Annotated in this window: 22 protein-coding genes and 3 tRNA genes; 12 read left to right on the forward strand and 13 right to left on the reverse strand. The window is 67.4% G+C overall.

Annotated elements, in window-relative coordinates:
- Nucleotides 1–19: 19 nt before the first annotated feature.
- The 5 genes from ACX9OT_RS05870 to ACX9OT_RS05890 all read right to left on the reverse strand — a co-directional run bounded on the left by ACX9OT_RS05870 (nucleotide 20) and on the right by ACX9OT_RS05890 (nucleotide 2,207).
- Nucleotides 20–496, reverse strand: a complete 477-nt coding sequence (locus tag ACX9OT_RS05870; protein WP_032130304.1) for an LEA/WHy family protein — start codon at nucleotides 494–496, stop codon at nucleotides 20–22.
- A gap of 162 nt (nucleotides 497–658) precedes the next feature.
- Complete coding sequence (locus ACX9OT_RS05875) at nucleotides 659–1,210, reverse strand: lipocalin family protein (protein ID WP_032130303.1); 552 nt, start codon at nucleotides 1,208–1,210, stop codon at nucleotides 659–661.
- 96 nt (nucleotides 1,211–1,306) lie between these two features.
- Nucleotides 1,307–1,882 carry a hypothetical protein gene (locus ACX9OT_RS05880; RefSeq protein ID WP_107432594.1) on the reverse strand — a complete coding sequence of 192 codons (576 nt, stop codon included), beginning with the start codon at nucleotides 1,880–1,882 and terminating at the stop codon, nucleotides 1,307–1,309.
- 100 nt (nucleotides 1,883–1,982) lie between these two features.
- Nucleotides 1,983–2,058: transfer RNA gene (locus tag ACX9OT_RS05885), tRNA-Phe, on the reverse strand.
- Nucleotides 2,059–2,131: 73 nt separating this feature from the next.
- Nucleotides 2,132–2,207 (reverse strand) — tRNA-Phe (locus ACX9OT_RS05890).
- Nucleotides 2,208–2,541: 334 nt separating this feature from the next.
- Here ACX9OT_RS05890 and ACX9OT_RS05895 point away from each other — a divergent pair.
- On the forward strand, nucleotides 2,542–3,567 hold the full coding sequence (locus tag ACX9OT_RS05895) for an NADP-dependent oxidoreductase (RefSeq protein ID WP_049401706.1): 1,026 nt from the start codon (nucleotides 2,542–2,544) through the stop codon (nucleotides 3,565–3,567).
- 145 nt (nucleotides 3,568–3,712) lie between these two features.
- Here ACX9OT_RS05895 and ACX9OT_RS05900 read toward each other — a convergent pair whose 3' ends face one another.
- On the reverse strand, nucleotides 3,713–4,555 hold the full coding sequence (locus ACX9OT_RS05900) for a bifunctional transcriptional activator/DNA repair enzyme AdaA (protein WP_459001372.1): 843 nt from the start codon (nucleotides 4,553–4,555) through the stop codon (nucleotides 3,713–3,715).
- A 132-nt stretch (nucleotides 4,556–4,687) separates the two neighbouring features.
- Between ACX9OT_RS05900 and ACX9OT_RS05905 the strand changes: the two genes are divergently transcribed.
- Nucleotides 4,688–5,449, forward strand: a complete 762-nt coding sequence (locus ACX9OT_RS05905) for an SDR family oxidoreductase (protein WP_032130300.1) — start codon at nucleotides 4,688–4,690, stop codon at nucleotides 5,447–5,449.
- Nucleotides 5,450–5,455: 6 nt separating this feature from the next.
- On the opposite strand, the gene ACX9OT_RS05910 is transcribed toward ACX9OT_RS05905, so the two are convergent.
- Nucleotides 5,456–5,941: a hypothetical protein gene (locus ACX9OT_RS05910; protein ID WP_107431700.1), complete on the reverse strand. Its 486-nt coding sequence runs from the start codon at nucleotides 5,939–5,941 to the stop codon at nucleotides 5,456–5,458.
- Between the two features lie 161 nt (nucleotides 5,942–6,102).
- Here ACX9OT_RS05910 and ACX9OT_RS05915 point away from each other — a divergent pair, with 161 nt between their 5' ends.
- A complete protein-coding gene (locus tag ACX9OT_RS05915; RefSeq protein WP_165929940.1) occupies nucleotides 6,103–6,273 on the forward strand; it encodes a hypothetical protein in 171 nt (56 codons plus the stop codon).
- 62 nt (nucleotides 6,274–6,335) lie between these two features.
- Here ACX9OT_RS05915 and ACX9OT_RS05920 read toward each other — a convergent pair.
- Nucleotides 6,336–6,411, reverse strand: a tRNA-Ala gene (locus ACX9OT_RS05920).
- Between the two features lie 237 nt (nucleotides 6,412–6,648).
- Here ACX9OT_RS05920 and ACX9OT_RS05925 point away from each other — a divergent pair.
- Entirely contained in the window at nucleotides 6,649–8,979 is a 2,331-nt protein-coding gene (locus tag ACX9OT_RS05925) for a TonB-dependent receptor (RefSeq protein WP_180844524.1), read from the forward strand.
- A gap of 73 nt (nucleotides 8,980–9,052) precedes the next feature.
- Here the strand turns inward: ACX9OT_RS05925 and ACX9OT_RS05930 are convergent, their stop codons facing one another.
- Together ACX9OT_RS05930 and rnd are read right to left on the reverse strand one after the other, a co-directional pair.
- Nucleotides 9,053–10,126 carry a hypothetical protein gene (locus ACX9OT_RS05930; RefSeq protein WP_032130293.1) on the reverse strand — a complete coding sequence of 358 codons (1,074 nt, stop codon included), beginning with the start codon at nucleotides 10,124–10,126 and terminating at the stop codon, nucleotides 9,053–9,055.
- A 90-nt stretch (nucleotides 10,127–10,216) separates the two neighbouring features.
- Nucleotides 10,217–11,296: a ribonuclease D gene (gene rnd / locus ACX9OT_RS05935; RefSeq protein WP_071229692.1), complete on the reverse strand. Its 1,080-nt coding sequence runs from the start codon at nucleotides 11,294–11,296 to the stop codon at nucleotides 10,217–10,219.
- Nucleotides 11,297–11,380: 84 nt separating this feature from the next.
- On the opposite strand from rnd, the gene ACX9OT_RS05940 reads away from it, so the two are divergent.
- Together ACX9OT_RS05940 and ACX9OT_RS05945 are read left to right on the forward strand one after the other, a co-directional pair.
- Complete coding sequence (locus ACX9OT_RS05940; RefSeq protein ID WP_459001376.1) at nucleotides 11,381–13,267, forward strand: formylglycine-generating enzyme family protein; 1,887 nt, start codon at nucleotides 11,381–11,383, stop codon at nucleotides 13,265–13,267.
- 89 nt (nucleotides 13,268–13,356) lie between these two features.
- A complete protein-coding gene (locus tag ACX9OT_RS05945) occupies nucleotides 13,357–14,253 on the forward strand; it encodes a M48 family metallopeptidase (protein ID WP_032130290.1) in 897 nt (298 codons plus the stop codon).
- A 700-nt stretch (nucleotides 14,254–14,953) separates the two neighbouring features.
- Here the strand turns inward: ACX9OT_RS05945 and xseA are convergent.
- Together xseA and queG are read right to left on the reverse strand one after the other, a co-directional pair.
- Nucleotides 14,954–16,285 (reverse strand): exodeoxyribonuclease VII large subunit, encoded by a 1,332-nt coding sequence (gene xseA / locus ACX9OT_RS05950; RefSeq protein WP_459001379.1) that lies wholly within the window; start codon nucleotides 16,283–16,285, stop codon nucleotides 14,954–14,956.
- Nucleotides 16,286–16,329: 44 nt separating this feature from the next.
- Nucleotides 16,330–17,400: a tRNA epoxyqueuosine(34) reductase QueG gene (gene queG, locus ACX9OT_RS05955; protein WP_459001381.1), complete on the reverse strand. Its 1,071-nt coding sequence runs from the start codon at nucleotides 17,398–17,400 to the stop codon at nucleotides 16,330–16,332.
- Between the two features lie 23 nt (nucleotides 17,401–17,423).
- Between queG and ACX9OT_RS05960 the strand changes: the two genes are divergently transcribed.
- The 6 genes from ACX9OT_RS05960 (at nucleotide 17,424) to ACX9OT_RS05985 (ending at nucleotide 24,960) form a co-directional block, all read left to right on the forward strand.
- Nucleotides 17,424–18,908, forward strand: a complete 1,485-nt coding sequence (locus tag ACX9OT_RS05960) for an NAD(P)H-hydrate dehydratase (protein WP_459001383.1) — start codon at nucleotides 17,424–17,426, stop codon at nucleotides 18,906–18,908.
- Nucleotides 18,905–19,387, forward strand: a complete 483-nt coding sequence (gene tsaE / locus ACX9OT_RS05965; protein WP_107431257.1) for a tRNA (adenosine(37)-N6)-threonylcarbamoyltransferase complex ATPase subunit type 1 TsaE — start codon at nucleotides 18,905–18,907, stop codon at nucleotides 19,385–19,387. Before ACX9OT_RS05960 ends, tsaE begins: the two co-directional genes overlap by 4 nt.
- Before the next feature lie 82 nt (nucleotides 19,388–19,469).
- Nucleotides 19,470–21,032 carry an N-acetylmuramoyl-L-alanine amidase gene (locus ACX9OT_RS05970; RefSeq protein ID WP_459001385.1) on the forward strand — a complete coding sequence of 521 codons (1,563 nt, stop codon included), beginning with the start codon at nucleotides 19,470–19,472 and terminating at the stop codon, nucleotides 21,030–21,032.
- Nucleotides 21,033–21,153: 121 nt separating this feature from the next.
- Nucleotides 21,154–23,061 carry a DNA mismatch repair endonuclease MutL gene (mutL, locus tag ACX9OT_RS05975; protein ID WP_121505054.1) on the forward strand — a complete coding sequence of 636 codons (1,908 nt, stop codon included), beginning with the start codon at nucleotides 21,154–21,156 and terminating at the stop codon, nucleotides 23,059–23,061.
- Nucleotides 23,062–23,072: 11 nt separating this feature from the next.
- Nucleotides 23,073–24,005, forward strand: coding sequence for a DUF1684 domain-containing protein (locus tag ACX9OT_RS05980; protein ID WP_049463079.1), 933 nt, complete (start codon nucleotides 23,073–23,075; stop codon nucleotides 24,003–24,005).
- A 1-nt stretch (nucleotide 24,006) separates the two neighbouring features.
- Nucleotides 24,007–24,960: a TraB/GumN family protein gene (locus ACX9OT_RS05985; RefSeq protein ID WP_459001388.1), complete on the forward strand. Its 954-nt coding sequence runs from the start codon at nucleotides 24,007–24,009 to the stop codon at nucleotides 24,958–24,960.
- 74 nt (nucleotides 24,961–25,034) lie between these two features.
- Here ACX9OT_RS05985 and phaR read toward each other — a convergent pair whose 3' ends face one another.
- Nucleotides 25,035–25,574, reverse strand: a complete 540-nt coding sequence (gene phaR / locus ACX9OT_RS05990) for a polyhydroxyalkanoate synthesis repressor PhaR (protein ID WP_032130258.1) — start codon at nucleotides 25,572–25,574, stop codon at nucleotides 25,035–25,037.
- Between the last annotated feature and the right edge of the window lie 22 nt (nucleotides 25,575–25,596).

Below are 25,596 nucleotides of genomic sequence, written 5' to 3' on the forward strand. Positions count from 1 at the left end.
CCGCGGCGGAAAGCGGGAGTCAGCGCAGCACGCCCGGCAGGCCCGGGGCCTGGTTGAGGGTGCTGCGGCTGCTGATGTCGAAGCTGCGCTGCTTCTTTTCCTGCGGCGTGGCTGCCACCGTTCCCTTCAGGCCATAGGCCAGGGTGCGGTTGCTGGCCAGCGCATCGGCCACTACCAGGCGTGCGGCCGAGCTGGGCACCAGGTTGACCTGGATGACGTCGGCCGAGGTGCCGCCGATGGAAATGCCCGGCTTGGCCTGCAGGGTGCCGGCGTCGCTGTCGCCGACGGTCAGCGCCAGCGCGACGTCATCGAAGGTCATGGGCATGGAGCTGTAGTTCTGCAGGCGCAGGGCCACGGTCCAGTTGCCGTCGGCGCGCACGGTCAGCTGCTGCAGGCTGGCCGCCGGTTCCGAAACACGCTTGACGATGCCGTTGTTGCAGGCAACAAGGGCGAGGGTGCACAGGACGATCAAGGCGATACGGAAGCGGTGGAGCATGGGCGCAGGTCCTCTGGAGGGGTGCGTTGGATAAGCATACTACGGCGTATGGTCGTTTGGATCGCCTGTGGCGACCCGTCGCAGAGGGTAGCGCGTGAAGATGGCGGCCGGGCGTGCGCGGCGCCGGATGGCGCGCGCGTGGTGCGCCGGATGCGGCGCGGTTCAGTCGGCGGGCGTATCGCGAATCGGAGCCATCAGGCGCAGTGGGCCGAGGTCGTAGCCCATCGTCTCGGCTTTCTCTTTCAACTGTTCGAACCGGGCGCGATCCATTTCCGGCAGGCGCGAGAGGATCCACAGGTACTTACGGTCCGGCTCACCGACCAACGCCCACTGATAGTCCGGGTCCAGTGCCAGGACCCAGTAGTCCGCCCAGACCAGTGGCACCCAGCTCAGCCAGTCCGGCACGAAGCGCACCTGCAACTGGCCGGGATGGCCGGCAACCGGGCGTGCAACGCCTTCAGCAACCACGCGTTCTCCGTCGCCGTTGCGGCAGGCATTGGTGACACTGATGCGGCCATCGCGGCGCAGCCCGTAGTTGGCGGTGATTTCGCCAACGCACTGCTTCTGGAACGACACCGGAAGATGCGCGATCTCGTGCCACTGGCCTGCGTAGCGGTCGATGTCCAGCGTGTCGACTGCGCGCACCGGTTCGGCGGCGATCACCGGGGAGGCGGCCAGCAGCAGGCAGGCAAGCAGGGTGGGGCGCAGAGGCATCGGCAGGCTCCAGGCAGGAGTCCTGAGCTTAGGCGAGCGGCCACGGGCGCGTGTAAAGGTTCCATGCGCCGGCACCATTGCCGTCGTCAGTTGCGGCTACTGCTCGAACGGGCGTTGACTGCGCTCGTCGCCGTCAAAGGTAAGTGTCCGCGTATGCAACGTGCCGCTGCCCATATCCCATTTGAAGGTGTCCAGCCCTCCGCCGCCAGTTCCCTTGGAATGCAGGCGTACTGCGCCGCGGGTCAGATTGTCGGTCAGCAGCAGTTGCGCGGAGCCGTCGGCGTCCACACGGAGTCCGGCCCGGTCCCGCCACCGGTCCTCGCCCTGTCCCTTCGGGGCGTCCAGAGCAAGAGCGACGCTGTTGTCCTCGAATGTGCTCAGGCCGCCTCGCTCGGCGCCGGAAGCGTCGAAAATCAGGATGCCGGCAGCGCGGCTTCGTCGCCCTTCTTCTACGCTGTCCTGGCCAATCTCCACCCGTACCACGCCGTGCTCGTCGAGTACCTGCAGCTGCCGCGTGCTCAAATGATCGACGTGTAATGGGGCATCGCGCTGCGAAAGCAGCCAGGCCGTGACTGCGGCCAAGCCAAGCAACAATACGGACAGCCCGGCAACCAGCCATTGCAGGCGACGCAGCGATTGCCGTAGTTGGGACAGGGAAGGGGTGTCATCCATGTCATCAGTGCTCCATGCAGTGAACCAAGGACGGTACTACAGAGACGGCAGGCACGGTCGCGCAAAAAAAAAGACCTGCATTTCTGCAGGTCTCTGAAGATGGTGGCCGAAGACGGAATCGAACCGCCGACACGGGGATTTTCAATCCCCTGCTCTACCAACTGAGCTACTCGGCCAAATTGTGTGGCAACCGTGATCAAACCCGGTTTCCGGAAAAAAAAGACCCGCATTTCTGCAGGCCTTCGAAAGTGGTGGCCGAAGACGGAATCGAACCGCCGACACGGGGATTTTCAATCCCCTGCTCTACCAACTGAGCTACTCGGCCACATGTTTCGTTGCAGCGAGGTCGCTGCCAAGGACGCGTATATTACGGAGGTCGGCTGCCTTCGGCAAGCGTTTTGCCAAGATTTCTTCACATTGCCGTCTGCGCGCTCGCAAGTGCTTGATCCTCCGTCCTGGGGCGGGGCGTGGCCAGTCGATCATCGTCTGCGGTGGAAATCAGCAGATCGCGGCGATCGCCAAAGCTGCAAGGGCGAGGGCTGCGCCGGACCTGCGCCGGTCCGGGCGATGGAACGCTGTTTTCGTGGCCGCCATCGGGGATGGCTGCGGCGTAGTGTCGGCACTCCTTTCCTGATGCTGGCAACAGCAGAGACCTGGCCATGTCCGATCCCTCGACCACCTCCCGCATCGTGCTTGCGTCGCGTCCGCAGGGGGCGCCAAGTGCAGCCAACTTCCGCCTGGAACAGGTTGCGTTGCCGTCATTGGCCGATGGCGAGGTGCTGCTGCGCAACCGCTACCTGTCGCTGGACCCGTACATGCGTGGACGCATGGACGAGGGCCCCTCGTATGCCGCGCCGGTGGCGGTGGGCGCGGTGATGGAAGGGCAGACCGTGGCCGAGGTGCTGCAGTCCAACGCCGAGGGCGTAGCCGCAGGTGAGCTGGTGCTGGCGCCGGGTGGCTGGCAGACCCACGCGGTGCTGCCGGCCAGGGCACTGGGGCGCCGCCTGGACCCGGCCGGACTGCCGCTGAGTACCGCGCTGGGCGTGTATGGCATGCCCGGCTTCACCGCCTATTCCAGCCTGCATGAAATCGCCCGTTTGAAGCCGGGCGAGACGCTGGTGGTGGCTGCCGCGACCGGGCCGGTGGGCGCGACCGTGGCCCAGCTGGCCAAGCTGCAGGGCGCGCGCGTGGTCGCCATCGCCGGCGGCGAAGCCAAGCGTGCCTATCTGCAGACGCTGGGCGTGGACGTGGCGCTGGATCATCGCGCCGCTGATTTCGCCGCGCAGCTGCGTGCGGCGGTGCCCAGGGGTATCGACGTGTATTTTGAGAACGTGGGCGGACACGTGCTGGATGCAGTGCTGCCGCTGCTCAACGACTTCGCCCGCATTCCGGTGTGCGGCACCATCGCCACCTACAACGAGCGGGGCGTCGAGCAGCCCGGCCCGGACCGGTTGCCCGCGCTGTTCAGCCAGATCCTGCGCCAGCGCCTGACCGTGCGTGGTTTCATCGTGCACGACTTCAACCACCTGTGGCCGGAGTTCGAACGCGAGATGCCGCAGTGGCTGCGCGACGGCCGCCTCCAGTACCGCGAGGATGTGGTGGAAGGGTTGGAGAATGCGCCGGAGGCGTTCTTCGGGCTGTTGCAGGGGCGCAACTTCGGCAAGCTGGTGGTGAAGCTGGATTGAGGCCTTGGCGGTGTGCCGACCAAGGTCGGCACCTACGGGAAGCTGGGTGTGCCGACCAAGGTCGGCAGCTACGGGAGGCTGAGTGTGCCGACCAAGGTCGACACCTACGGGAAGCTGGGTGTTCCGACCAAGATCGGCACCCACTTCAGGCAGTCGAGGCCTTTTCCCGGCGCAGCAGTTCGCGCTTGCGCGCTACGCCCCAGGCATAGCCGGACAGGTCGCCATCGCGGCGCACCACGCGGTGGCAGGGCACGGCCACCGCCAACGGATTGCTTGCGCATGCGCGTGCGACGGCACGGCTTGAGCGCGGCGCGCCGATACGCGCGGCGATATCCGCATACGAGGCAGTCTGCCCGCGCGGAATCTGCTGCAGTGCCTGCCACACCCGTTGCTGGAACGCGGTGCCACGGATGTCCAGCGGCAGCGTGGCGCCCCGCGAAGGATCCTCGACCATGCCTACGACCTGTGCCACCAGTTGCTCGTAGCCCTGGTCGGCGCCGACTAGTTCGGCTTGGCGGAAGCGTTGCTGCAACGACTGCAGCAGTGTCTCCGGATCGTCGCCGAGCAGGATCGCGACCACGCCGGTCCCGCTGCTGGCCACCAGCACGCTGCCCAGTGAGCTTTCGGCAAGCGCGAAGTGGATGACTTCGCCGCGCCCCCCTGCGCGCCATTGCTTGGGCGTCATGCCCAGCAACTTCGGTGCGTTCTCGTAGAAGCGTCCACTGGAACCGAAGCCAGCATCGTGGAAGGCGTCGGTGATGCGTTCCTGTTGTTCCAGCCCGGTGCGCAGGCGGTCGGCGCGCAGCGCGGCGGCGTACTGCTTGGGGGTCAGCCCGGTGGACTGCTTGAACAGGCGATGCAGGCGCGTCGGGCTGCAGCCAGCGATATCGGCCAGTTCCTGCAGCGAGGGTTCGTCGAGGCTGGTCTGCAGGTGGCGGCAGACCCGTTCGATGCGGTCATCGAGGGCGGTGGTGGCGGTACTGTCCATGGCCGGATTCTGGCACGTGCCGGTGCTGCGGAAACTCCGTTTCCTGCACTCACCTGTGAGGCCCGGAAACGGAGTGTTGGCGGGCCGAAGGCACGGCATCGTGGCGGCCACTTCACAACCGGTACCACGACCATGCGCCTGAACAACAAGATCGCTCTCATCACCGGTGCCAGCGCCGGTATCGGCCGCGCCAGCGCGCTGCGCTTCGCCGCCGAAGGAGCAAAGCTGGTGCTCAACGCACGGCGGCCGGAGCCGCTGCAGGCGCTGGCCGAGCAGATTCGCGCTGCCGGTGGCGAAGCCGTGGTGCATGCCGCCGACGTGGCCAACCCGGGCACGGCGCAGGCGCTGGTCGATCTGGCCCAGCAGTCATTCGGCGGCCTGGACATCGCGCTCAACAATGCCGGCATGCTCGGCCCGGGCGTGCCGGCGGCGGAGTTTCCGGTGGATGCCTGGCGCGAGGTGATGGCCACCAATCTCGACGCCGCCTTCCATGCGGCACGCGCGCAGCTGCCGGCACTGCTGGCGCGCGGCGGCGGCTCGCTGGTGTTCGTCGGTACCTTCGTCGGCCACACCGTGGGATTCCCGGGCATGGCGGCCTATGCGTCAAGCAAGGCCGGGCTGATCGGCCTGAGCCAGGTGATCGCTGCCGAATACGGTGCGCGCGGCGTGCGCAGCAACGTACTGCTGCCCGGTGGCACCGATACGGAGATGGGCCGGCAGGCCGCACCGACCGGCGATGCCCGCGACTTCGTGCGCTCGCTGCACGCACTCAAGCGCCTCGCCGAGCCGGAGGAGATCGCCAATGCGGCGCTGTTCCTGGCCAGCGATGAGAGCAGTTTCGTTACGGGCACCGCGATGCGCGTGGAGGGTGGGGTGTCGATCACCCGTACCTGAGCGCGGTCACGTGCGTGGTGAGTAGCGAATGCCGCTGCTGGCCATGAAGCCTTTCGGATCGAAACGGGCCCAGGCTTCGCCCCAGTTGAACCGGGCGCAGCCGCCGGCCAGTTTTCGCCCCAATGCCGTGGCCAAGGTGCGGCGCATGAACGCGACTTCGGCATCGATCGCTGCCTGGGTTGGCCAGCCGTCTTCCAGTGTTGCACCGGGTAGATCGACGCCCATCGTCACCATGTCGAGCTGTTGCCCGTGGAAGCACAGGCTGATGCCAGCGGGCGCACCACCCAGGCTGAGCCGGTGCAGGCTGAGCCAGTGATAGCCGGTGCCGACGTCGTGCTCCCCTCGCACCAGCGTGGCGAACGCGATACGCGCCTCATCCCGTGACAGGGTGGGGCCGATCAGTGTCGGCAGATTGCCGAGCTGGATGCTGCCGTCGGTCGCATCGAGGCGCATCGGCACGGCGTGTGCTGCGTGCTGGACAGAAGAGGGCATGGCATACAGGTGGGCGTGGTGCCTCGGATTCTGGCTGCACGGGGGCCGCAGCGGCAAGCCAGTGCCTGCACATGACGTTGGCACAGGACTGACCTGTGGCTTACCCGGCAACCTCTAGCGTGATGGGCAACGTTGGCGTTCCGCCGGCGAGGGAGATTTCAATGAACGAGCGAGGCAAGGATCAGGACCCGAAGCAGGGCATCCAGGAAAGCCGCCAGGACAGGAAGCAGGACGACGTGGCCAAGCAGCGGCCGGGGCAGCGCGATCAACAGGTGCGCGATACGCACTCGCGCAGCCCGCAGCGCAAGGACGGCGGCGAGGAGCCGGCCTGAGCCGCGGGCGCTGAAAAGAAAAAACCCGCAGATCACGGAGATCTACGGGTTCTTCTGAATAGTGGTGGAGCCAAGGAGGATCGAACTCCTGACCTCGTCATTGCGAACGACGCGCTCTCCCAGCTGAGCTATGGCCCCACGGCAGGGCTTCAGTCTAGCCAAGCGCCTGCCGCTTGCCAAGCCGATCAAAGGAATTCCATGTCGAGACGCGAGGCACATCAGCGGGTGACTGTGCCGAAACCGCTTGTTTCGCCGGGTTTGGGTGCTGCGCAACGAAATCGTAACAATTTGGGGGATAATGGCGGCTTGCGCAGTTATCCTCCTTTTTGCCGCCCGGCTCGCGCAGGCCGCACGGACGCCTCCTCAGAGCATTTCATGCCCTCCCATTCCGATTCCCGCCGCCTGTCGGGTATGTCGTCTTCCTTCGTTTCCTTCCGCCGCCATCCGCTGGCCCTGGCCTGTGCCGGCCTGGCCCTGGTCGGCAGCTTCGGCGCCGCCGCACAGGACAGCGCGCCGACCCCGACCGGCCTGGACACGATTACCGTGACCGCCGAACACCGTGAGCAGAACCTGCAGGAAGTGCCGGTCTCGGTGGGCGTGGTGCAGGGCGAGCGCATGCGCGACTTCACCGCCGGCGGCGACGACACCCTGCTGGCGCTGTCCGGCCGCGTGCCGAGCCTGTATGCGGAAACCACCACCGGTCGCATCTTCCCGCGCTTCTACATCCGTGGCCTGGGCAACATCGACTTCTACCTGGGTGCCTCGCAGCCGGTGTCGATCATCCAGGACGACGTAGTGCTGGAACACGTGGTGCTGAAGTCCAACCCGGTCTATGACGTGGACCAGGTGGAAGTGCTGCGCGGCCCGCAGGGCTCGCTGTTCGGCCGCAACACCACCGCCGGCATCATCAAGTTCGACACCCTGAAGCCGACCCAGGACTACACCGGCCGCGTCAGCGCCAGCTACGCGTCCTACAACAGCGTGTCGATCGACGGCGGCTTCGGTGGCCCGATCAACGACATCGCCTCGTTCCGTGTGTCGGCCCTGTACCAGCACCGCGACGATTACGTCGACAACACCTACAAGGGCCCGAGCGCCGACGGCACGGTCAGCCCGAAGAAGAACGCCATGGGCGGCTTCGATGACCGCAACGTGCGCGCCCAGCTGCTGCTGACCCCGAGCGACCAGTTCTCGATCCTGGCCTCGGCCCACGCCCGTGATTACGAAGGCACCTCAACCCTGTTCCTGCGCGGTGCGCTGACCAAGGGCTCGAACAAGACCGACGTGCCGCGCGACAAGGTCGCCTACGACGAAGCCGGCAACAACCCGCAGGCGTACAAGACCTATGGCGGTTCGGTGAAGGCGCGTTATGACTTCGGCGCGATCGACTTCACTTCGATCACCGCCTACGAAACCACCTCCGGCTACAGCCGTGGCGACACCGACGGCGGCGCCGCGGTGAACTTCCCGGTCAACGGCGTGCCGAACGGCTACGGCCAGTCGATGGGCCGCATCCGTGATCTGGACCAGTGGACCCAGGAATTCCGCCTGGCCAGCCATGACGACAGCGCCCTGCAGTGGCAGGCCGGTGCGTTCTACTTCAACGGCAGCGACACCACCGACTTCTACCAGCGCGCGTGGTTCCTGCAGGGCGCCGCCCGCAACCCGAACAACTGGGTGCGCCTGCGCAACAAGAACACCTCGTGGGCCGGGTTCGGCCAGATCAGCTACGCCTTCACCGACAAGTTCACCGTCACTGCCGGCCTGCGCCAGACCAAGGACGAGAAGCACACCCGCCTGCTGAAGACGGCTGACACTGCCGCTGGCGTGGTCACCTACAAGGGCCGCACCGACGTCAAGATGTCCGACACCACGCCGAGCTGGGATCTGAGCGCGATGTATCAGATCACGCCGGACGTGAGCGTCTACGCCAAGGTTGCGCGTGGCTTCCGCGGCCCGACCATCCAGGGCCGTTCGGCGGTGTTCAATGCCGATTTCACCACCGCCGATTCCGAGACCATCCTGTCCTGGGAAGCGGGCGTGAAGAGCAGCCTGTGGGACAACCGCCTGCGCCTGAACGCCACCGCGTTCACCTACACCGTCAACGACATCCAGCTCAACGGCAACGATTCGGACGGCAATGGCGTGCTGTTCAACGCCGACAAGGCCAAGGCCTACGGTTTCGAAGCGGACATGGAACTGCGCCCGATCCCGAACCTGACCCTGAGCGCCGGCCTGAGCCTGCTGCACAGCGAGATCAAGGACAAGCGCGTGTATGCGCAGGTCTGCGGCCTCAACGGCCAGGTGGTGTGCACGGTGAATGACCCGACCATCAAGGTCGGTGCCAACACCTTCGCCCAGATCGACGGCAACCCGCTGCCGAACGCGCCGAAGTACAACGTCAACCTGGCCGCCCGCTATGACTTCCCGGTCAGCGATGCCGGCACCATGTTCGTCTCCACCGACTGGAACAAGCAGGGCTACACCAGCTTCGTGCTGTACGACAGCAAGGAGTTCAACTCCAAGGGTGACTTCGAGGGTGGCCTGAAGATCGGCTACTCGGGCAACTACGGTGCCTACGAAGTGGCGCTGTTCGCGCGCAACATCACCAACGAGAAGAACCTCAAGGGTGTGATCGAGAACTACATGGCCGCGGTCTACAACGAGCCGCGTACCGTCGGTGTCTCGCTGAACATGAACTGGTAAGCCCACCCCGTCGTGTAACGGAAACGGCGCTCATCGAGCGCCGTTTTTGTTGCTGGCCAGGCATCATCCGTGCTCAAGGCGTGGCGCTGACGCCCTTGCCCAGCGCTGCATCGGACGGCGCACTGGGGCCCAGCACCTGCAGCTGCATCGCCTCCATCCGCTCCAGTACCTTGCGCTGCTTGCCGTTGAGGCCGCGCGAGGTGATTGCGATGTGCTTGCGTGCAGCGTCCAACGGCGCGGGTTGGTAGTGCACCCTGAAGCGGCGCAGGGCGCAGCCCGTCAGCTTGTCGACCGGTGCGCAGTCGTTCGCGTTGAAATCGATATCGCCGTCGGCGGCAACAATGAAGGGGCTGAGCAGGATCTGCCCTTCGTGGGCAGTGAACGCCAGTGGCGCGTGGGCCTTGGCGATGACCGCCTGGATGCGTACGGCAGGGATGTCTTCAGGGACGATCCTGTCATCCCAGTAGCCTTCGGTCGGGCGCGAGGTTTCATAGTTCTGGGTGCCCCATGCCACGCAGTTGCCGGAAGCCACGTGCACCGAGATGCAGACCTGCTGGGAGTGCTGATCGGTCAGGACGCCCGGTGGTACCCAGACCTTCTTCCAGGAATAGAAACGGTAGTCGACGTCGGCAAGGCGGGTGGCGCCGATGTCCTTCGATACTTCGTCCATGGTCCCCAGCGGCTTCAGCTTGGCCACGCGGGTGTTCAGGCGGTAGTTCTCCGCACCGTTCAGCAGATAGGTGCCCGGCGGAATCAGATGCACCTCGAACACGTCCATCAACACCGTCCGCTGCGGGCCGGTTTCCAGTTCGTTGGTGTTGAACAGCTGCACATAGCCCTGGGAGGGAATGTCCTTGTGCTGGAAGGACACCCGCGTCGAGAACCCGGGCAGGTCGGTCGAGCGGTTGCCCAGATGAAAGCCGGGGACCGGAGAGCCGACGCCTGGCCCGCCGTTGTGCACGACATACGGGGCCGGCACCAGCACGGCAACCAGACCATCGCGGGTGGCACCGTCAATGATGTCCACCAGCTTGGCTGTGTTCTCCTTTTCCTGTGCATAGGAAAGCGGTGCGGCCTGCCCAGCGCATGCCAGGACCAACGGGGTTAGCAGCAGTGCGCAGGCGGTCGCGATCTTGAGGGTCTGCATCGACGTCTCCTTGTCAGTACCGGCAAACCCTAGCACGGCCCCAGCAGGCCTGAGGTGCACGGCGCCGGCGTGGTCCGGCGCCTTGTGCCATCAACGTGTCGGCAGCAGCGCCTGCAACCGCGATTCCAGTTCCTGCTGGCGCCAGCCGGCCAGTGCTGCCGGCCATTGGCGGCGTTCCAGATAGCTTTCCAGATGCTTGCGGGAGGCCAGCACGCCATCCGGCAGGCCCAGCTCGCGGCTGCGCTCGGCCACCGCGTCTTGAAGCTTCTTCACCGCCTGCTTGTTGCTGTCGTTGGCGGGTAGCGCCAGCGGTGCCCCGGCCTCATCGGCCAGCGGTGTGGACAGCGCCTGCCAGACCGCGCCGGCAAGCTTGCGCGGTGCCTTCGGGAACTGCTCGAACAGCTTGCCCAGCGCAGCCTCGTCGGCCGGTGGCGTGCGCGCCAGGGTGGCGGCCAGTTCGTTGTCCAGGATCCAGCTTCGCGGGCGGTCGCTGTTGCGTGCCTGTACATCACGCCAGCGCAGCAGGCGCAGCAGGCGGTGCTGTGCGGCCGCGTCGAGGAACTGCGCCGAGCGCATCGCCAGATGCGGCCAGCGGTCTTCGTCATTGGCGACGCTGGCCAGCAGGCGCTCGCCATCGTCGTGCAGCCACTGCTGGCGGCCGAGTGCCTGCAGCTTGGCATCAATGGCGTCATGCAGCGCGAACAGGTGCTCGACGTCGTCGGCGGCATACTGCAGCTGCGACTCCGAAAGCGGGCGGCGCATCCAGTCCGAACGGGTTTCGCCCTTGGCCAGGGCGACGCCGGTGATTTCCGCCACCAGCTTCTGGTAGCCCATGCCGCCGCCGATGCCGGCCAGCGCAGCACCGATCTGGGTGTCGAACAGTGGTCGCGGCAGCACGCCGCACGCCCACTTGAAGGCGACCAGGTCTTCGCTGGCGCTGTGCATCACCTTGGTGATGGATTCATCGCCCAGCCACGGCGCCAGCGCCTCGGTCATGCCGGGAATCAGCGGGTCGATCAGCAGGATGTCCTGCCCGATCGCCATCTGCACCAGGGCCAGCTGCGGCCAGAAGGTGCGTTCACGGATGAATTCGGTGTCCAGGCCGATGCGGGTCGGGCGCTGCTGGAAGTACGCATCCAGCTCGGCGGGGGTGGTGATCCAGGTTGCCACGGGTCAGGGCCTACTACTCGGGTTTGCTCAGGCAGGGGAGAATAGCCTAACGTCGGTGCGCGTCCGTGCCGAAGGAGGCTCTGCTTGCGTTTTTCGTTGTCGCCCGTGCTGTGCACCGTCCTGGCCTTGGCCCTGGCCGGCTGCACGCCGTCGCCCCCCACGGCAACGGACCGGAGTGCCGGGGAACAGGCGCGCCCGTCCGCGGACGCAGACAGCGACGAGCGCCCGCAGGCCGGGCAGGGCAGCGTGACCATCGCCGGTGAGGATGCCGCCGAGGATGTACAGCAGTGGACGCCGCCGCTGGTGGACCGCCAGGGCCGCAGCCTGGCCCAGTTGCGCCGCGCCGCCGAGCAGGCGTTCGCCGAAGGACGGCTCTATGAGGATGCCGATGCCGCCATCCCGCTGTGGCTGGCGGTACAGGAAGAGGATCCGGATGACCGCCAGGCTCGCCAAGGCCTGCAGCGCGCCCGCCAGCGCCTGCAGCAGCAGGCGGATGCGTTGCTGGTGCGGCCGCTGAAGCAGCGCGAGGCGCTGGCCGAGGCCAGCCGCCAGGCGCTGGTGTTGCTGACGCTGGCGCCAAAGGACGAAAAGGTGCGTGCGCTGCAGGGACGGGTGGAGCTTGCCCAGCGTGTGGTGGCCTATAACCGCGCCGGCGAAGAGGACCTGCGCTCGGACCGGATCGGTGAAGACGGGGACGGGGCCATCGGCAACTTCCGTGAGGCACTGGCACTGGATGAGGACAACAGCCGCGCACGGCAGGGACTGGCCGCGGCCGAAAGTGGACTGATCCGCCGCGCCGAAGGCGCGGCACGCACGCGTGATTTCGCCAGCGCCGGCACCTGGCTGGCCGAAGCGAGCAAGGTGCGCGACTCGTCGCCCACCATCGCCGACGCGTTCGAGCGCATCGAGCAGATCCGTGCGGCGGCATTGCTGCAGCTGCGCGATGACGGCCTGCGCGACCTGTCCACGCCGCAGGGCCTGAAGCCGGCGCGCGAGAAACTGGCCGAGGCCCTGCGCATCGCCCTGCCGGGAGACGCGGTGGTGGCCCAGCTGCGTGAGCGTATCGACCTGGCCACCCACTACGGCAGCTTCCGCCCTGGACAGGTGTTCAGCGACGCCATGCGCGATGGCGGACGCGGGCCGCAGATGGTGGTGGTGCCGCATGGCGGTTTCCAGATGGGCGCCGGCGATGCCGAGCCGGGCTCGAGCGATGCCGAGCGACCATCGCACTATGTGCGCTTTGATCGAGGCTTTGCGATGGCGATCACCGAGGTCACGGTCAGCGATTTCCAGCGCTACGTGAAGGCGACCAATGCGCGCCCACGGGCGACGCGGCGCGGCCATTCGGTGGTCTATGACGAACGCAGCGGCAACTTCATCCGGCGCAGCGGCGTGGACTGGCGCTCGGATTACGACGGTGGCCGCGCGATGGCCAATTCGCCGGTGATGCACGTCAGCATCCGCGATGCCGAAAACTATGCGGCGTGGTTGTCCGAGCAGACCGGGCGCAGCTACCGGTTGCCCAGTGAAGCAGAGTTCGAGTACGCGCTGCGCGGTGGCAGCAGTGGTCGCTACCCCTGGGGCGATGCCGGCACGCCGCCGCCGGGCAGCGGCAATTTCACCGGCAGCAAGGACGTGTCGCCGTCCGGGCGGCATTGGCACAACGCCTTCATCGGCTATGGCGATGGCTGGTGGGGGCCGGCACCGGTAGGGAGTTTCCAGGCCAATGCCTTCGGCCTGCACGACATGGGCGGCAATCTCAGCGAATGGGTGGCCGATTGCTGGCATGCCAGCTACCGGCGCGCGCCCTCCGATGGCGCCGCCTGGTTCAACCCGGGCTGCCGCGCACGGGTGATCCGGGGCGGCAACTGGGCCAATGCGCCGGAGCAGACCCGTGCCGCCTGGCGGCAATCCCAGGACTCGGATACCACCAACGCGCGCATCGGCTTCCGCCTGGTACGCGGCATCTGATCGGCGGCCGGCTTCACCCGTTGCTGGCATGGGCGCACTAAGATTGCGCCGTGCCCGCCGGCCGGCGGGGCCTGCTGGAAGCCGACCCGATGCGCAATGATCCCTTCTCCCGCTCGCCGCAAGGCCCGCAACGGCGCGGCCTGTTCGGCAACATCCGCTGGTGGGTGCTGTTGCTGGCCGCCGGCTATGCGGTCTTCTACTGGTTTTCCAACCGCACGGTGGATCCGTATACCGGCGAGAAGGTGATGATCGACAGCAGCCTGGATGCGCGGCAGGAGACCGCTTTGGGGCTGCAGGCCTACCAGCAGATCCTGTCGCAGGAACGGCCGATGGATCCCAATGCGCCGATCGCGCGCGATGTGCGCGACATCGCCCAGCGGCTGATTGCCAAGGTCGATGTGGTGGAGACCGCGCTGGCCCAGGAGCACGGCGTGCAGCCGGCGCATTTCGCGCGGGATTTCCAGTGGGAAGTGAATGTGATCCCGTCCGAGCAGGCCAACGCGTTCTGCCTCCCGGGCGGCAAGATGGCGGTCTACACCGGGCTGGTGCCGGTGGCGCGCACCCGCGATGCGATGGCGGTGGTGATGGGCCATGAGATTGCCCATGCGCTGCTGCGCCACGGTGCACAGCGGATGGCCCAGCAGAAGCTGACCCAGATCGGGCAGGTGGCCGGCGCCGCCAGCGGCATGGATGCACAGCAGCAACAGATGATGATGTCGGCGATGGGTTATGGGTATCTGCTGCCGTATGCGCGCAGCCACGAGACGCAGGCCGATGAAGTGGGGCTGATGCTGGCCGCAGCGGCGTGCTTCGATCCACGCGAGGCGGTGCCGCTGTGGCAGCGCATGGGCCAGGCCAGCGGTGGCCAGGCGCCGCCGGAATTCTCCTCGACCCATCCCAACCCGGGTACCCGCATCCAGAACCTGCAGGCGTTGATGCCGAAGGCGCTCGAGTACCGGCAGAAGTTCTGCGAGCAGGCAAAGTAGAGGGTTGTTCGGCAGGGCTGCGCCCTGCACCTGCCGAAGCAACAGCAACAGCGTGCATTCCGTGGGATGGCGGGGTGGGTCCGGTTGCGGGGGCCGCTGCAAGTCCCCCTCCGGGGCCCGGCCCAGCCGCTGGCGGCTGGGCGTTCGGGCGCTTGCGAAGCAGTGCTTCGCAAGCAGAGCGCCCTCACCCATGTAAGCTCGGTCGCCGCTTGCTCGTGTGCGCAGTCCTGCGCACACGGCAAGACCGGGGTTGGGCGTCGTGCCCAACCCGCCCGAGGCATGCCTCGGGCCCATGCGGCTCACGCCCCCGCAACCGGACCCACCCCGCCTTCGACAGATTCTCGCAATCTGTTCGCTCTTCTGTAGAGCCGAGCCATGCTCGGCTCAAATCGTTCCGATATCGAAATATTCGATTCCGATGGAGATTCATCCACGCATGCGTGGATCTACCGTGTCGACCAAGGTCGACAACTACCAACAGCCTCCGGAATCTGTCAGAGGCGGGGCGGTGTCGGAGTGCGGGGTGTCAGCCGCATGGATGCGGCTGCCAAGCTTACAGGGACGTACTTGCAGCGTCCCCGCACTCCGACACCGCCCCGCCATCCCACGGAATACTCGCTTTTGACGTTGACGTTGACGTTGACGTTGCCTTGGCTTGAAGCCTCTGCAGGTGCAGGGCGCAGCCCTGCCGAACAACCCTTTACTTGACCTGCACGTCGATCACGCCGTCGCCAACACGGGCCTGCAGGGCGTCACCCGGCTGCACCTGGTCGACGTGCCGCACCAGGGCACCGTCGTCGCTGCGGGTCAGGATGCTGTAGCCACGTGCCACAGTCGCCAGCGGGCTGACCGCTTCCAGCGAACGCGCCAGCCCGCGCAGGCGCAGTGCATCGCGTTCCAGCAGACGCTGCATCGCAATCTGCGGGCGCCCGCGCAGGGCTGCCAGGCGGCGCTGCATCGCGTCGAGCTGGCGCTGCGGATGATGCCCGCGCAGCACTGCCGCCGCATGGCGCAGGCGCGCGGCACGGCGTTCCTGTTGCTGGTTGAACGCGGCATGCAGGCGCCGGCCCAGATCGAGCTGGCGGCGGCGCAGCAGGTCCAGCCGCGCCTGCGGGCTCTGTGCGTTCAGGCGCAGCAGGGCACGATCGGCGCGCTGCATCGCCTGCTGCATCGCATGCCGTTGCAACTGCACCATGCGCGCTGCAGTCCGGCGCAGGCGCAGGGCCAGTTCGCGCTGGTCGGGTACCAGCAGTTCGGCCGCCACCGACGGCGTCGGTGCGCGCAGGTCGGCGGCAAAATCGCTGAGGCTGAAGTCGGTTTCGTGTCCCACCGCCGACACCACCGGGGTGCGGCTGGCGGCGATCGCTCGGGCCAGCGCTTCATCGTTGAAGGCCCACAGGTCTTCCAGCGAGCCGCCACCGCGGGTCAGCAGGATCACGTCGTAGCGGCCACTGGCGTCGGCGGCCTGCAGCAGGCGGGTGATCTGCGCGGCGGCGCTGCTGCCCTGGACCAGGGTCGGCAGCAGGTCCACTTCCAGCAGCGGGAAGCGGCGGCCGAGCACGCTCAGCACGTCGCGTACGGCGGCACCGGTGGGCGAGGTGATCACTGCCAGGCGCTGCACGTGCGCCGGCAGCGGCCGTTTGCGCGCCGGGTCGAACAGGCCCTCGGCCTCCAGCCGTGCCTTCAGCTCCTCGAAGGCGCGGCGCAGCGCGCCTTCGCCGGCTTCTTCCATGTGGTCCAGGACCATCTGGTACTCGCCACGGGCGTCGTACAGGGTCACCTTGCCGCGCACCAGCACGCGCATGCCTTCGCGCGGCACGAACTTCAGGTACTGCGCCTTCATCCGGAACATTGCCGCGCGCAGCTGCGCACGTGCGTCCTTCAGGGTGAAATACAGGTGCCCGGAGGCAGGGCGCGCCACGCTGCCCAGTTCGGCCTCGACCCAGACCGCCGGGAAGCTGCCTTCCAGCAGGTCGCGGGCCAGGGTGTTGAGCTGGCTGGGGGTGAGGATGTCGTCGTTGCGTGGCTGCATGGGAACGGCGTGCTGCGGGCGGAACGGGGGCTCAGGATCGCACGTCAGCGCACCGTGTGCTGGCCCAGCGCCCACTGCACGTGTTCACGCACCAGCGGCGAGGGATCGTCGACGCGGGTGTGCAGGGCGGCAAGCGCGTCGGCCGAGGGCGGTGCATTACCCAGCGCCACGGCGATGTTGCGCAGCCAGCGCTCGTGGCCACTGCGCCGGATCGGGCTGCCTTCGGTGCGGCGCAGGAACTCGGCTTCATCCCAGGCGAACAGCTGGTCCAGCCGCGCGGTATCGAGGTTGTTGCGCGCGCGGAAATCGGCTTCGTCGGTACGCTTGGCGAACTTGTTCCAGGGGCAGACCAGCTGGCAGTCATCACAGCCGTAGATGCGGTTGCCGATCAACGGCCGCATCTCTTCGGGAATGGCGCCGTCGTGCTCGATGGTCAGGTAGGAGATACAGCGCCGCGCGTCCAGCCGCTGCGGGCCGGTGATGGCCTGGGTCGGGCAGACATCGATGCAGCGCGTGCAGGTACCGCAGTGTGCTGTGGCCGCTGCATCGATCGGCAGCGGGATATCGATGTAGATCTCGCCGATGAAGAACCAGGAGCCGCCATGGCGGTCGATCAGGCAGGTGTGCTTGCCGATCCAGCCCAGGCCGGCATTGCGCGCCAGTGCGCGTTCCAGCACGGGGGCGGAATCGACGAATACGCGGTAGCCCAGCGGTGCCACTTCATCGTTGATCTGCGTGGCCAGCTTCTGCAGGCGGTTGCGCATCAGCTTGTGGTAGTCGCGACCCAAAGCGTAACGGGCCACGTAGGCGCGGCCCGGGTCGGCCAGGGTTGCCCAGGCTTCGGTGTCGTCCTTGTGGCTGTAGTCCATGCCCACCGAGATCACCCGCACGGTGCCGGGCAGCAGTTCGGCCGGGCGCGCGCGCAGGGTGCCGTGGCGCGCCATCCAGTCCATCGTGCCGTACAGGCCCTGGCCCAGCCAGTCGGCCAGGTGCGCTTCATCCTCGCCCAGCTCGATGCCGGCGATGCCACAGCGCTGGAAGCCATGCGCACGGGCGAGTTCGCGGATGCGCTGCACGGCCTGGGCCGGATCGACAGGGGCGGGGACGGGGGACATGTGCACCAGTATAAAATCCCCGCATGGCCAACCTTGCCGATCTGTTCGATTCCGCTGCCGCGCGTGCGCTTGATGCGCAGGCCTCGGCGCTGGCCGCCGAGGGCGGTTGGGGCCTGATGGCACAGGCCGGCCAGGCCGCCTGGCAGTGCCTGCTGCAGCATTGGCCGCAGGCGCAGCGGATTGGCGTGGTGGTTGGTGCGGGCAACAACGGCGGCGACGGCCATGTGCTGGCCCGCCATGCGCTGCAGGCCGGACGTGAGGTGACGGTGATCGCCTTGCCGGGGAAGTCGCCGTCAACCGTGCTGGCACAGCGTGCAGCATCGGAATTCACGTCCGACGGCGGCACCACCACCGATTTCGACGGCATGCTGCCCGAGGCCGATATCTGGGTTGATGCTCTGTTCGGTCTGGGCTTCGATCGCGTGCCGGAGGGCGTGGCGCAGACGCTGATTGCTGCGCTCAACGCGCAGGCCGCACCGGTATTGGCGCTGGACGTCCCCAGTGGCGTGGATGCCGACCGCGGCGCCGTACCGGGCGAGGCGGTGAGAGCGGCGCTGACCGTGCAGTTCATCGTGCCGCATCGCGGGCTGTATACCGGCGATGCGCTGGACCATTGCGGGCGGAAGGCGCTGGCGCCGCTGCAGCTACCCGCGGCCGCATGGCAGGGCGTGTCACCCGCTGCGCAGCTCTGGACGCAGGTGCGCCTGCCAGCCCTGCTGCCGCCGCGCCGCACCAATACCCACAAGGGCGAATCCGGGCACGTGCTGTGCGTCGGCGGCAACCATGGCAGCGGCGGCGCCATCGCGATGGCGGCCGAAGCCGCCTTGCGCGCGGGTGCTGGATTGCTGAGCCTGGGCACCCGCCGCGACCACGTTGGCCCGTTGCTGGCTCGGCTGCCCGAGGCCATGACCCATGCACTGGAAGATGGTGACGCGCTGCCGGCACTGCTGGACAAGGCCAGGGTGGTGGCGATCGGCCCCGGTCTGGGCCAGGACGAATGGGCGCGCGCACTGTTTGCGCGGGTGCTGGCCAGCGCCAGGCCACTGGTGGTCGATGCCGATGCACTGAACCTGCTGGCGCAGGATCCGCGCGCGCTGCCCGACGCCATCCTTACGCCACACCCGGGCGAGGCCGCGCGCCTGCTGGGTTGCAGCACGTCTGACATCCAGGCCGATCGCTTCACCTGCGCGCAGGCACTGGCCGAGCGCTTCCACGCCGTGGTGGTGCTGAAGGGCGCCGGCAGCATCGTCGCAGCGCCGGGGCAACGGCCACGACTGATTGCGGCTGGCAATCCCGGCATGGCCGTGGGTGGCATGGGAGACCTGCTGACAGGCATCATCGCCAGCCTGCGTGGGCAAGGCCTGGCCGCCTTCGATGCCGCCGCCGCTGGTGCGCTGCTGCATGCGCTTGCCGGCGACGTCGCTGCCGCCGACGGCGCGCGCGGCCTGCTTCCAACTGATCTGCTGTCGCCGCTGCGGCGACTGGCCAACCCGGAACTTTCCCGATGATCGATTTCTTCCTTGCCGACAGCGATGCCACTGAACTGCTCGGGCAGTGGCTGGCCGCCACCCGACCGCCGCAGGCGCTGGTCGAACTGCGCGGCGACCTGGGCGCCGGCAAATCCACCGCCGCCCGTGCACTGCTGCGCGCACTGGGCGTGCAGGGGGCGATCCGCAGCCCGACCTACACCCTGGTCGAGCGCTATCCGCTGGCCAGCGGTGGCGAGGCCTGGCATCTGGATCTGTACCGGATCGGCCAGGCCGGCGAGCTCGATTTTCTCGGACTGGACGAGGGCAGCGCGGTGTTGTGGCTGGTGGAATGGCCGGAACGCGGCGCTGGCGCGCTGCCGCCGACCGACCTGGTGGTGGCGCTGGAGATCGAGGGGCAGGGGCGTCGCGTCCGTCTCACTGGAGCCAGCGACGTCGGACATGAATGGCTGGAACGGCTCCCCCAAGGGGGCGACTTGCAGGCCATTTCTGTCGGCTGACGAGAACAAACACCGGCAGGTTACGGATTATTAAGGAAAAAGGTGTTGCATTCCGTTCAGCGCGGTGATTGAATCCTGAGCCATGCGCCCGGGGAACCGTCTCATTGCCATCTGTGCCGCCGTCGGACTGAGTCTGGCGAGCTTCAGTGCGTGGGCCGGTGAAGTCCGTCAGGTCCTGCTGAATACCGGCGCCACCGGCACCCGTGCCGAGATCTCGCTGGTCGGCAGTGGAGGTTACAAGACCTTGTCGCTGGCCGGACCGAACCGCCTGGTGGTCGATTTCCCGGACTCCAGCGCCATACGCAACCTGAAGATGCCGGCTGCACAGGGCGTGGTCACGGCCGTGCGCACTGGACAGCCGGTGCCGGGTACCTTCCGTGTCGTTTTCGACCTCGCTGAATCCGTGGCGCCGTTCCGCCCGCAGATGCAGCGCGAGGGCAATGAATCCAAGCTGGTGATCGAATGGCCGGGTGATGGCCCGGCCGTGGCCGCCAGCCGCCCGCCAGCGACGCCGGCGGTGCAGCCGCAGGCACCGGTCAACACGCCCGCACCGACGCCGGCCGAGAGCGCGCAGTCGCGCAACGACGCCGCGCGCGCCACCGCGCTGTTGACCGCGCAGGTACAGCAGCAAGCCAGCGCCGCCGCTGCCACACCGGCCACACCGACCCCGGCCCCGTCCACTGCACCGGCCCAGGTCGCGGCAGCGGGCACGGCTGCCAGCAGTACGCCGTCCGCATCGCCGGCTGCCATCCTTGCCGGCCAGCGTACCGCCGCCGTGGTGACCACGCCGCCGGCCACAGCGCCTGCACCGGTTCCAACCACGGTGGTGCCACCGCGTCCGGCCATGCCCAGCGATGCCTCGCGCATCCGCATGCAGGCTGGCATGCGCCACCTGGTGGTGGCCATCGATCCGGGCCACGGCGGCCAGGACCCCGGTGCGATCGGCCCGACCGGCAAGCGCGAGAAGGATGTGACCCTGGCCGTAGCGCGTGAGCTGGCCCGCCAGGTCAACGCGACGCCGGGCCTGAAGGCCTACCTGACCCGCGACAGCGACGTGTTCATTCCGCTGCCGATGCGCGCGCAGAAGGCGCGTGCGAACAAGGCCGACATCTTCATTTCGATCCATGCCGATGCGGCGGAAAACCGTTCGGCCACGGGCTCATCGGTGTACGTGCTGTCGACCAAGGGCGCTTCTTCGCAGCGCGCCCGCTGGCTGGCGGACAAGGAAAACGCGGCCGACCTGGTCGGTGGCGTGCGCCTGCAGCAGACCGAAGGCACGCTCGCCAACGTGCTGCTGGATCTGGCCCAGAGCGGCTACATGAAGGCGTCCGAGGACGCGGCCGGCCATGTGCTGGGCGGCCTGAAGCGGATCGGCAACAACCACAAGCCGAACATCGAGCGCGCCAACTTCGCGGTCCTGCGTACTTCGGACATGCCGGCGATGCTGGTGGAAACCGCGTTCATCTCCAATCCGGATGAAGAGCGCCGCCTGATCGACCCGGCCTACCAGCGCAAGATCGCCGGTGCGGTGCTGGACGGCGTGCACACGTTCTTCAGCCGTCAGCCGCCGCCGGGCACGTTGTATGCCGCCCGGGCCCAGGCCGAGATCGACGCCGCCGGCACCATGGCCGGCGGCAGCAAGTAACCCGCCGAAGGCGGGTTACTGCTTTCTGTAGAGTCGAGCGGCGCTCGACTGGGCCTTACCGGTAGCCCGTCAGTCGAGCATGGCTCGACTCTACCCTCGGACGCTCCGTTATCATCCCCGCATGACGTCTGCTACCCATCCGCGCCCGATCCGGCCGTTGCCGGAGATCCTCATCAACCAGATCGCCGCTGGCGAAGTGGTCGAACGTCCCGCGTCGGTGGTCAAGGAGCTGGTCGAGAACGCGATCGATGCCGGCGCCAGCCGCGTTGATATCGATCTTGAAGAGGGCGGTGTCCGCCTGATCCGCATCCGCGACAACGGCAGTGGCATCGCGCCGGAACAGTTGCCGCTGGCGGTGTCGCGCCACGCCACCAGCAAGATTGCCGATCTGGACGATCTTGAATCGGTGGCCACGCTCGGTTTCCGGGGTGAAGCGCTGCCGTCGATCGCCTCGGTCAGCCGCTTCACCCTGTCCTCGCGTCGCGCACATGACGAACACGGTTCGGCGCTGCAGATCGAAGGCGGCAAGATCGGCGAAGTGACGCCCCGCGCGCATGCGCCGGGCACCACGGTGGAAGTGCGCGAGCTGTTCTACAACGTACCGGCGCGGCGCAAGTTCCTGCGCGCCGAGCGCACCGAGCTGGGCCATATCGAAGAATGGCTGCGTTCGCTGGCGCTGGCGCGGCCGGATGTCGAACTGCGCGTCTCGCACAACGGCAAGGCCTCGCGTCGCTACAAGCCGGGCGATCTGTATTCCGATGCGCGATTGGCCGAAACGCTGGGCGAGGATTTCGCCAACCAGGCCGTTCGCGTCGACCACAGCGGTGCCGGCCTTCGCCTGCACGGCTGGATCGCGCAGCCGCATTATTCGCGCGCCAGCGCCGACCAGCAGTACCTGTACGTCAACGGCCGCTCGGTGCGCGACCGCAGCGTCGCCCATGCGGTGAAGATGGCCTATGGCGATGTGCTGTATCACGGCCGCCAACCGGCCTACGTGCTGTTCCTGGAGCTTGACCCGACCCGCGTCGACGTCAACGTGCACCCGGCCAAGCACGAGGTGCGCTTCCGCGACTCGCGGCTGGTGCATGATTTTGTCTACCGCACGCTGAAGGATGCGCTGGCCGATACCCGCGCCGGCATGTCGGTGCAGGACATCGGCGCCGGCTCCGCGCATCCGGTGGATGCAGGCGCGGCACCGATGCTCTCCAGTGCGGGTGCCTCCGGTTTCGGTCTGGTACGCGGTGCCGCACCGGGTGCCGGTTCGAGTGGTGGCGGTGGTGGATTCTCGGGTTGGCGCCCGCAGCAACCGCTGGGATTGCAGGTGGCCGATGCACCGGCGGCCTATGCCGCGCTGTATGCCGCACCGGCCGGCGCCGAACGCGGTGCTGCGCTGCCGCCGATGCCGACCGAGAACGGGCTGCCGGTCACCAGTGCCGACGCTGGCGTGCCACCGCTGGGCTACGCGATCGCGCAGCTGCATGGCATCTACATCCTGGCCGAGAACGCCGAAGGCCTGATCGTGGTCGACATGCATGCGGCACACGAACGCATCGGTTACGAGCGGCTGAAGAACGCGCACGATGGCATCGGCCTGCAGTCGCAGCCGCTGCTGGTGCCGATCACGCTCGCAGTGGGCGAGCGCGAAGCCGACACCGCCGAGAATGAAAGTGAAACCCTGGCCGCACTCGGCTTCGAAGTGACCCGTGCCGGTCCCGGTGCGCTGCACGTGCGCAGCATTCCGGCGCTGCTGGCGCATGCCGAACCGGAAGGCCTGCTGCGCGACGTGCTGACCGACCTGCGCGAACACGGCCAGAGCCGGCGCGTGGCCAGTGCACGCGACGAACTGCTGTCGACCATGGCCTGCCATGGCGCGGTGCGCGCCAACCGGCGCCTGACCGTGCCGGAAATGAACGCGCTGCTGCGCGACATGGAAATCACCGAGCGGTCCGGCCAGTGCAACCACGGCCGACCGACCTGGGCCCGTTTTTCGCTGGCGGAGATCGACCGCTGGTTCCTGCGCGGACGTTGAGGGGAGCACCGATGCGTTATCGGGGAATGGGCGGCCTGCTGGCCGCTTTGGTGTTGGCCGCCTGCAGCCCGGCAACGCCGCCGGCACCAGCCTCGGCCGCGGAGGATCCGTCCTATGCCGCCGAGCAGCAGCAGTGGCGGGTGGCACGCTATCAGGACCTGACCCGGCCCGATGGCTGGACCGCGCTGGTCGGCCTGCACTGGCTGCAGAACAAATCCCACTTCGTCGGCAGCGGCGCGACCAATGGCATCCGCCTGGCGGTTGGGCCGGACAAGCTGGGCCTGCTGCGCCGTGAAGGCAGCCAATGGTGGTTCACGCCCGAAGCCGGTGTGGATGTCAGCCATGATGGCCAGCCGGTGCGCGGCCGCATCCGCATCGACACCGACAAGGATGCGCAGCCGACGCTGCTGGCGTTCGATGGCGGCAAAGGCCAGCTCAGCATCATCCGCCGCGGTCCGCGCGATGCGCTGCGGGTCAAGCACGCCGATGCGCCGGCACGTCGCGATTTCGGTGGGCTGGAGTACTGGCCGGGCGGCCCAGACTGGCAGGTGCAGGCGCGCTTCATCGCGCACCCGCCGGGCAAGACCCTGCCCATCGTCGACATCACCGGCCTGACCACCGAAATGCCCAATGCCGGCGCGGTCGAGTTCCAGCGCGATGGCCGCAGCTGGCGGCTGGAGGCGATCGGTGCGCCGGGGCAGCCGCTGTTCCTGATATTTGCCGACCGCACCAGTGGCCGTGGCAGCTATCCGGCCGGGCGTTACCTGGACACCGACGCGCCGGGCGCCGATGGCACGGTGCGCATCGATTTCAACCATGCCTACAACCCACCGTGTGCGTTCACCGCTTACGCGACCTGCCCGTTGGCGCCACCGGAAAACCGGTTGGACCTGCGCGTGGAAGCGGGCGAGAAGGCCTACCACCTGCCTGAAGGAGAAGGCTGATATGCCGATCAGATCCCTGTTGCGTGCCACCGTTCTGTTGGCGGCCTGTGCGCTGGCACCGCTGGTTGCGGCGCGTACCGTGCAAGCCGATACCGCTGGCGCAGCGGCGGCCAAGCCGCCGGTGCCGTTGCTGTGGAAAGTGACCGGCCCGGGTGACTCGCGCCTCTACCTGCTCGGTTCCTTCCACCTGCTGAAGCCGCAGGATTACCCGTTGTCGCCCGATGTTGAACAGGCGTTCGAGGCCTCGCAGCGGGTCGTGTTCGAACTGTCGCCGGAAGACATGCAGTCGCCACAGCTGGCCAGCCGCTTGGTGCAGGCTGCGGTGCGCACCGATGGCAGCGAGCTCAAGCGCGATCTGGATGCTGCGACCTGGCAGAAGCTGCAGGTGTTCGCCACCGAAAACAAGCTGCCGCTGGCGCAGATGCAGGGGATGAAGCCGTGGTTTGTCGGCCTGAGCATTTCGGTCGGGCAGATGCAGAAGCTGGGCCTGGACCCGGCACTGGGCCTGGACCGTCACTTCATGGAGCGTGCGCAGAAGACCGGGCGCAAGACTGCGGGACTGGAAGACATCGACACCCAGATCGGCATGCTCGACGGAATGACGCTGCAGGAACAGCGGCAGATGCTGGCCGAAGCGCTGGACCAGGCCGGCAAGGCCGACGAGCAGGCACGCCAGCTGCACGACGCCTGGCGCCGCGGTGACGAGCGCGTGCTGTGGACCCGGATGGCGGCGGAAATGCGCCAGCAGTATCCGCAGCTGTATCAGCGCATCAATACCGGCCGCAATGACGCCTGGGTGCCGAAGCTGCTGCCGTACCTGCAGGCAGGGCAGGGCGGTACGCTGGTGGTGGTGGGCACGCTGCACCTGCTGGGCAACGACGGCGTGGTCGAGAAGCTGAAGGCGAAGGGTTACAAGGTCGAGCGCGTATGCACGGGGTGCAAGGCGAAACGCTGACGTATCGTTGGCGCGATGCCAAACAATACGGCGCGCCAGGGGCGCGCCGTTTTCGTATCAGCCGTTGCAGCAGCTCAGCGGCGGGTCTTGCCGCCGGTGCCGGTGCCCGGTTCGTTCGGCTTGTTGCCGGTACCTGCGCCGGTTCCCGTTCCGGTGCCGCCCGGACGCGGGCCACCGAAGCCGGTGCCCATGTTGCGCTGGAATTCCTGCCACAACTCCAGGTTGCGCTCGGTCAGCTGGTTCATCATCGCCCACGGGGTCTGCCCCAGCAGGTTGCCCATCTGCTGGCGGAACTGCTGCTGCTGGTCGAGGAAGACCTGCATGCTGCGCTCCAGGTAGTTGCCCATGAAGCCCTGCAGGGAATCGCCGTAGAAGCGGATCAGCTGGCTCAGCAGCTGGGTGGACAGCATCGGTTCGCCGTCCTGTTCCTGGTCGGCGATGATCTGCAGCAGGACCGATCGCGTGAGGTCGTCGCCGCTCTTTGCGTCGCGGACTTCGAAGTCTTCACCGTCCAGGATCAGCTGGCGCACGTCCTCGATGGTGATGTAGCTGGAGATCTCGGTGTCGTAGAGACGGCGGTTCGGATACTTCTTGATGATGCGGGTCGCAGCCATGAAGCGGTACTCGTCACAGTAG

It is taken from the genome of Stenotrophomonas genospecies 3 (assembly GCF_054473855.1).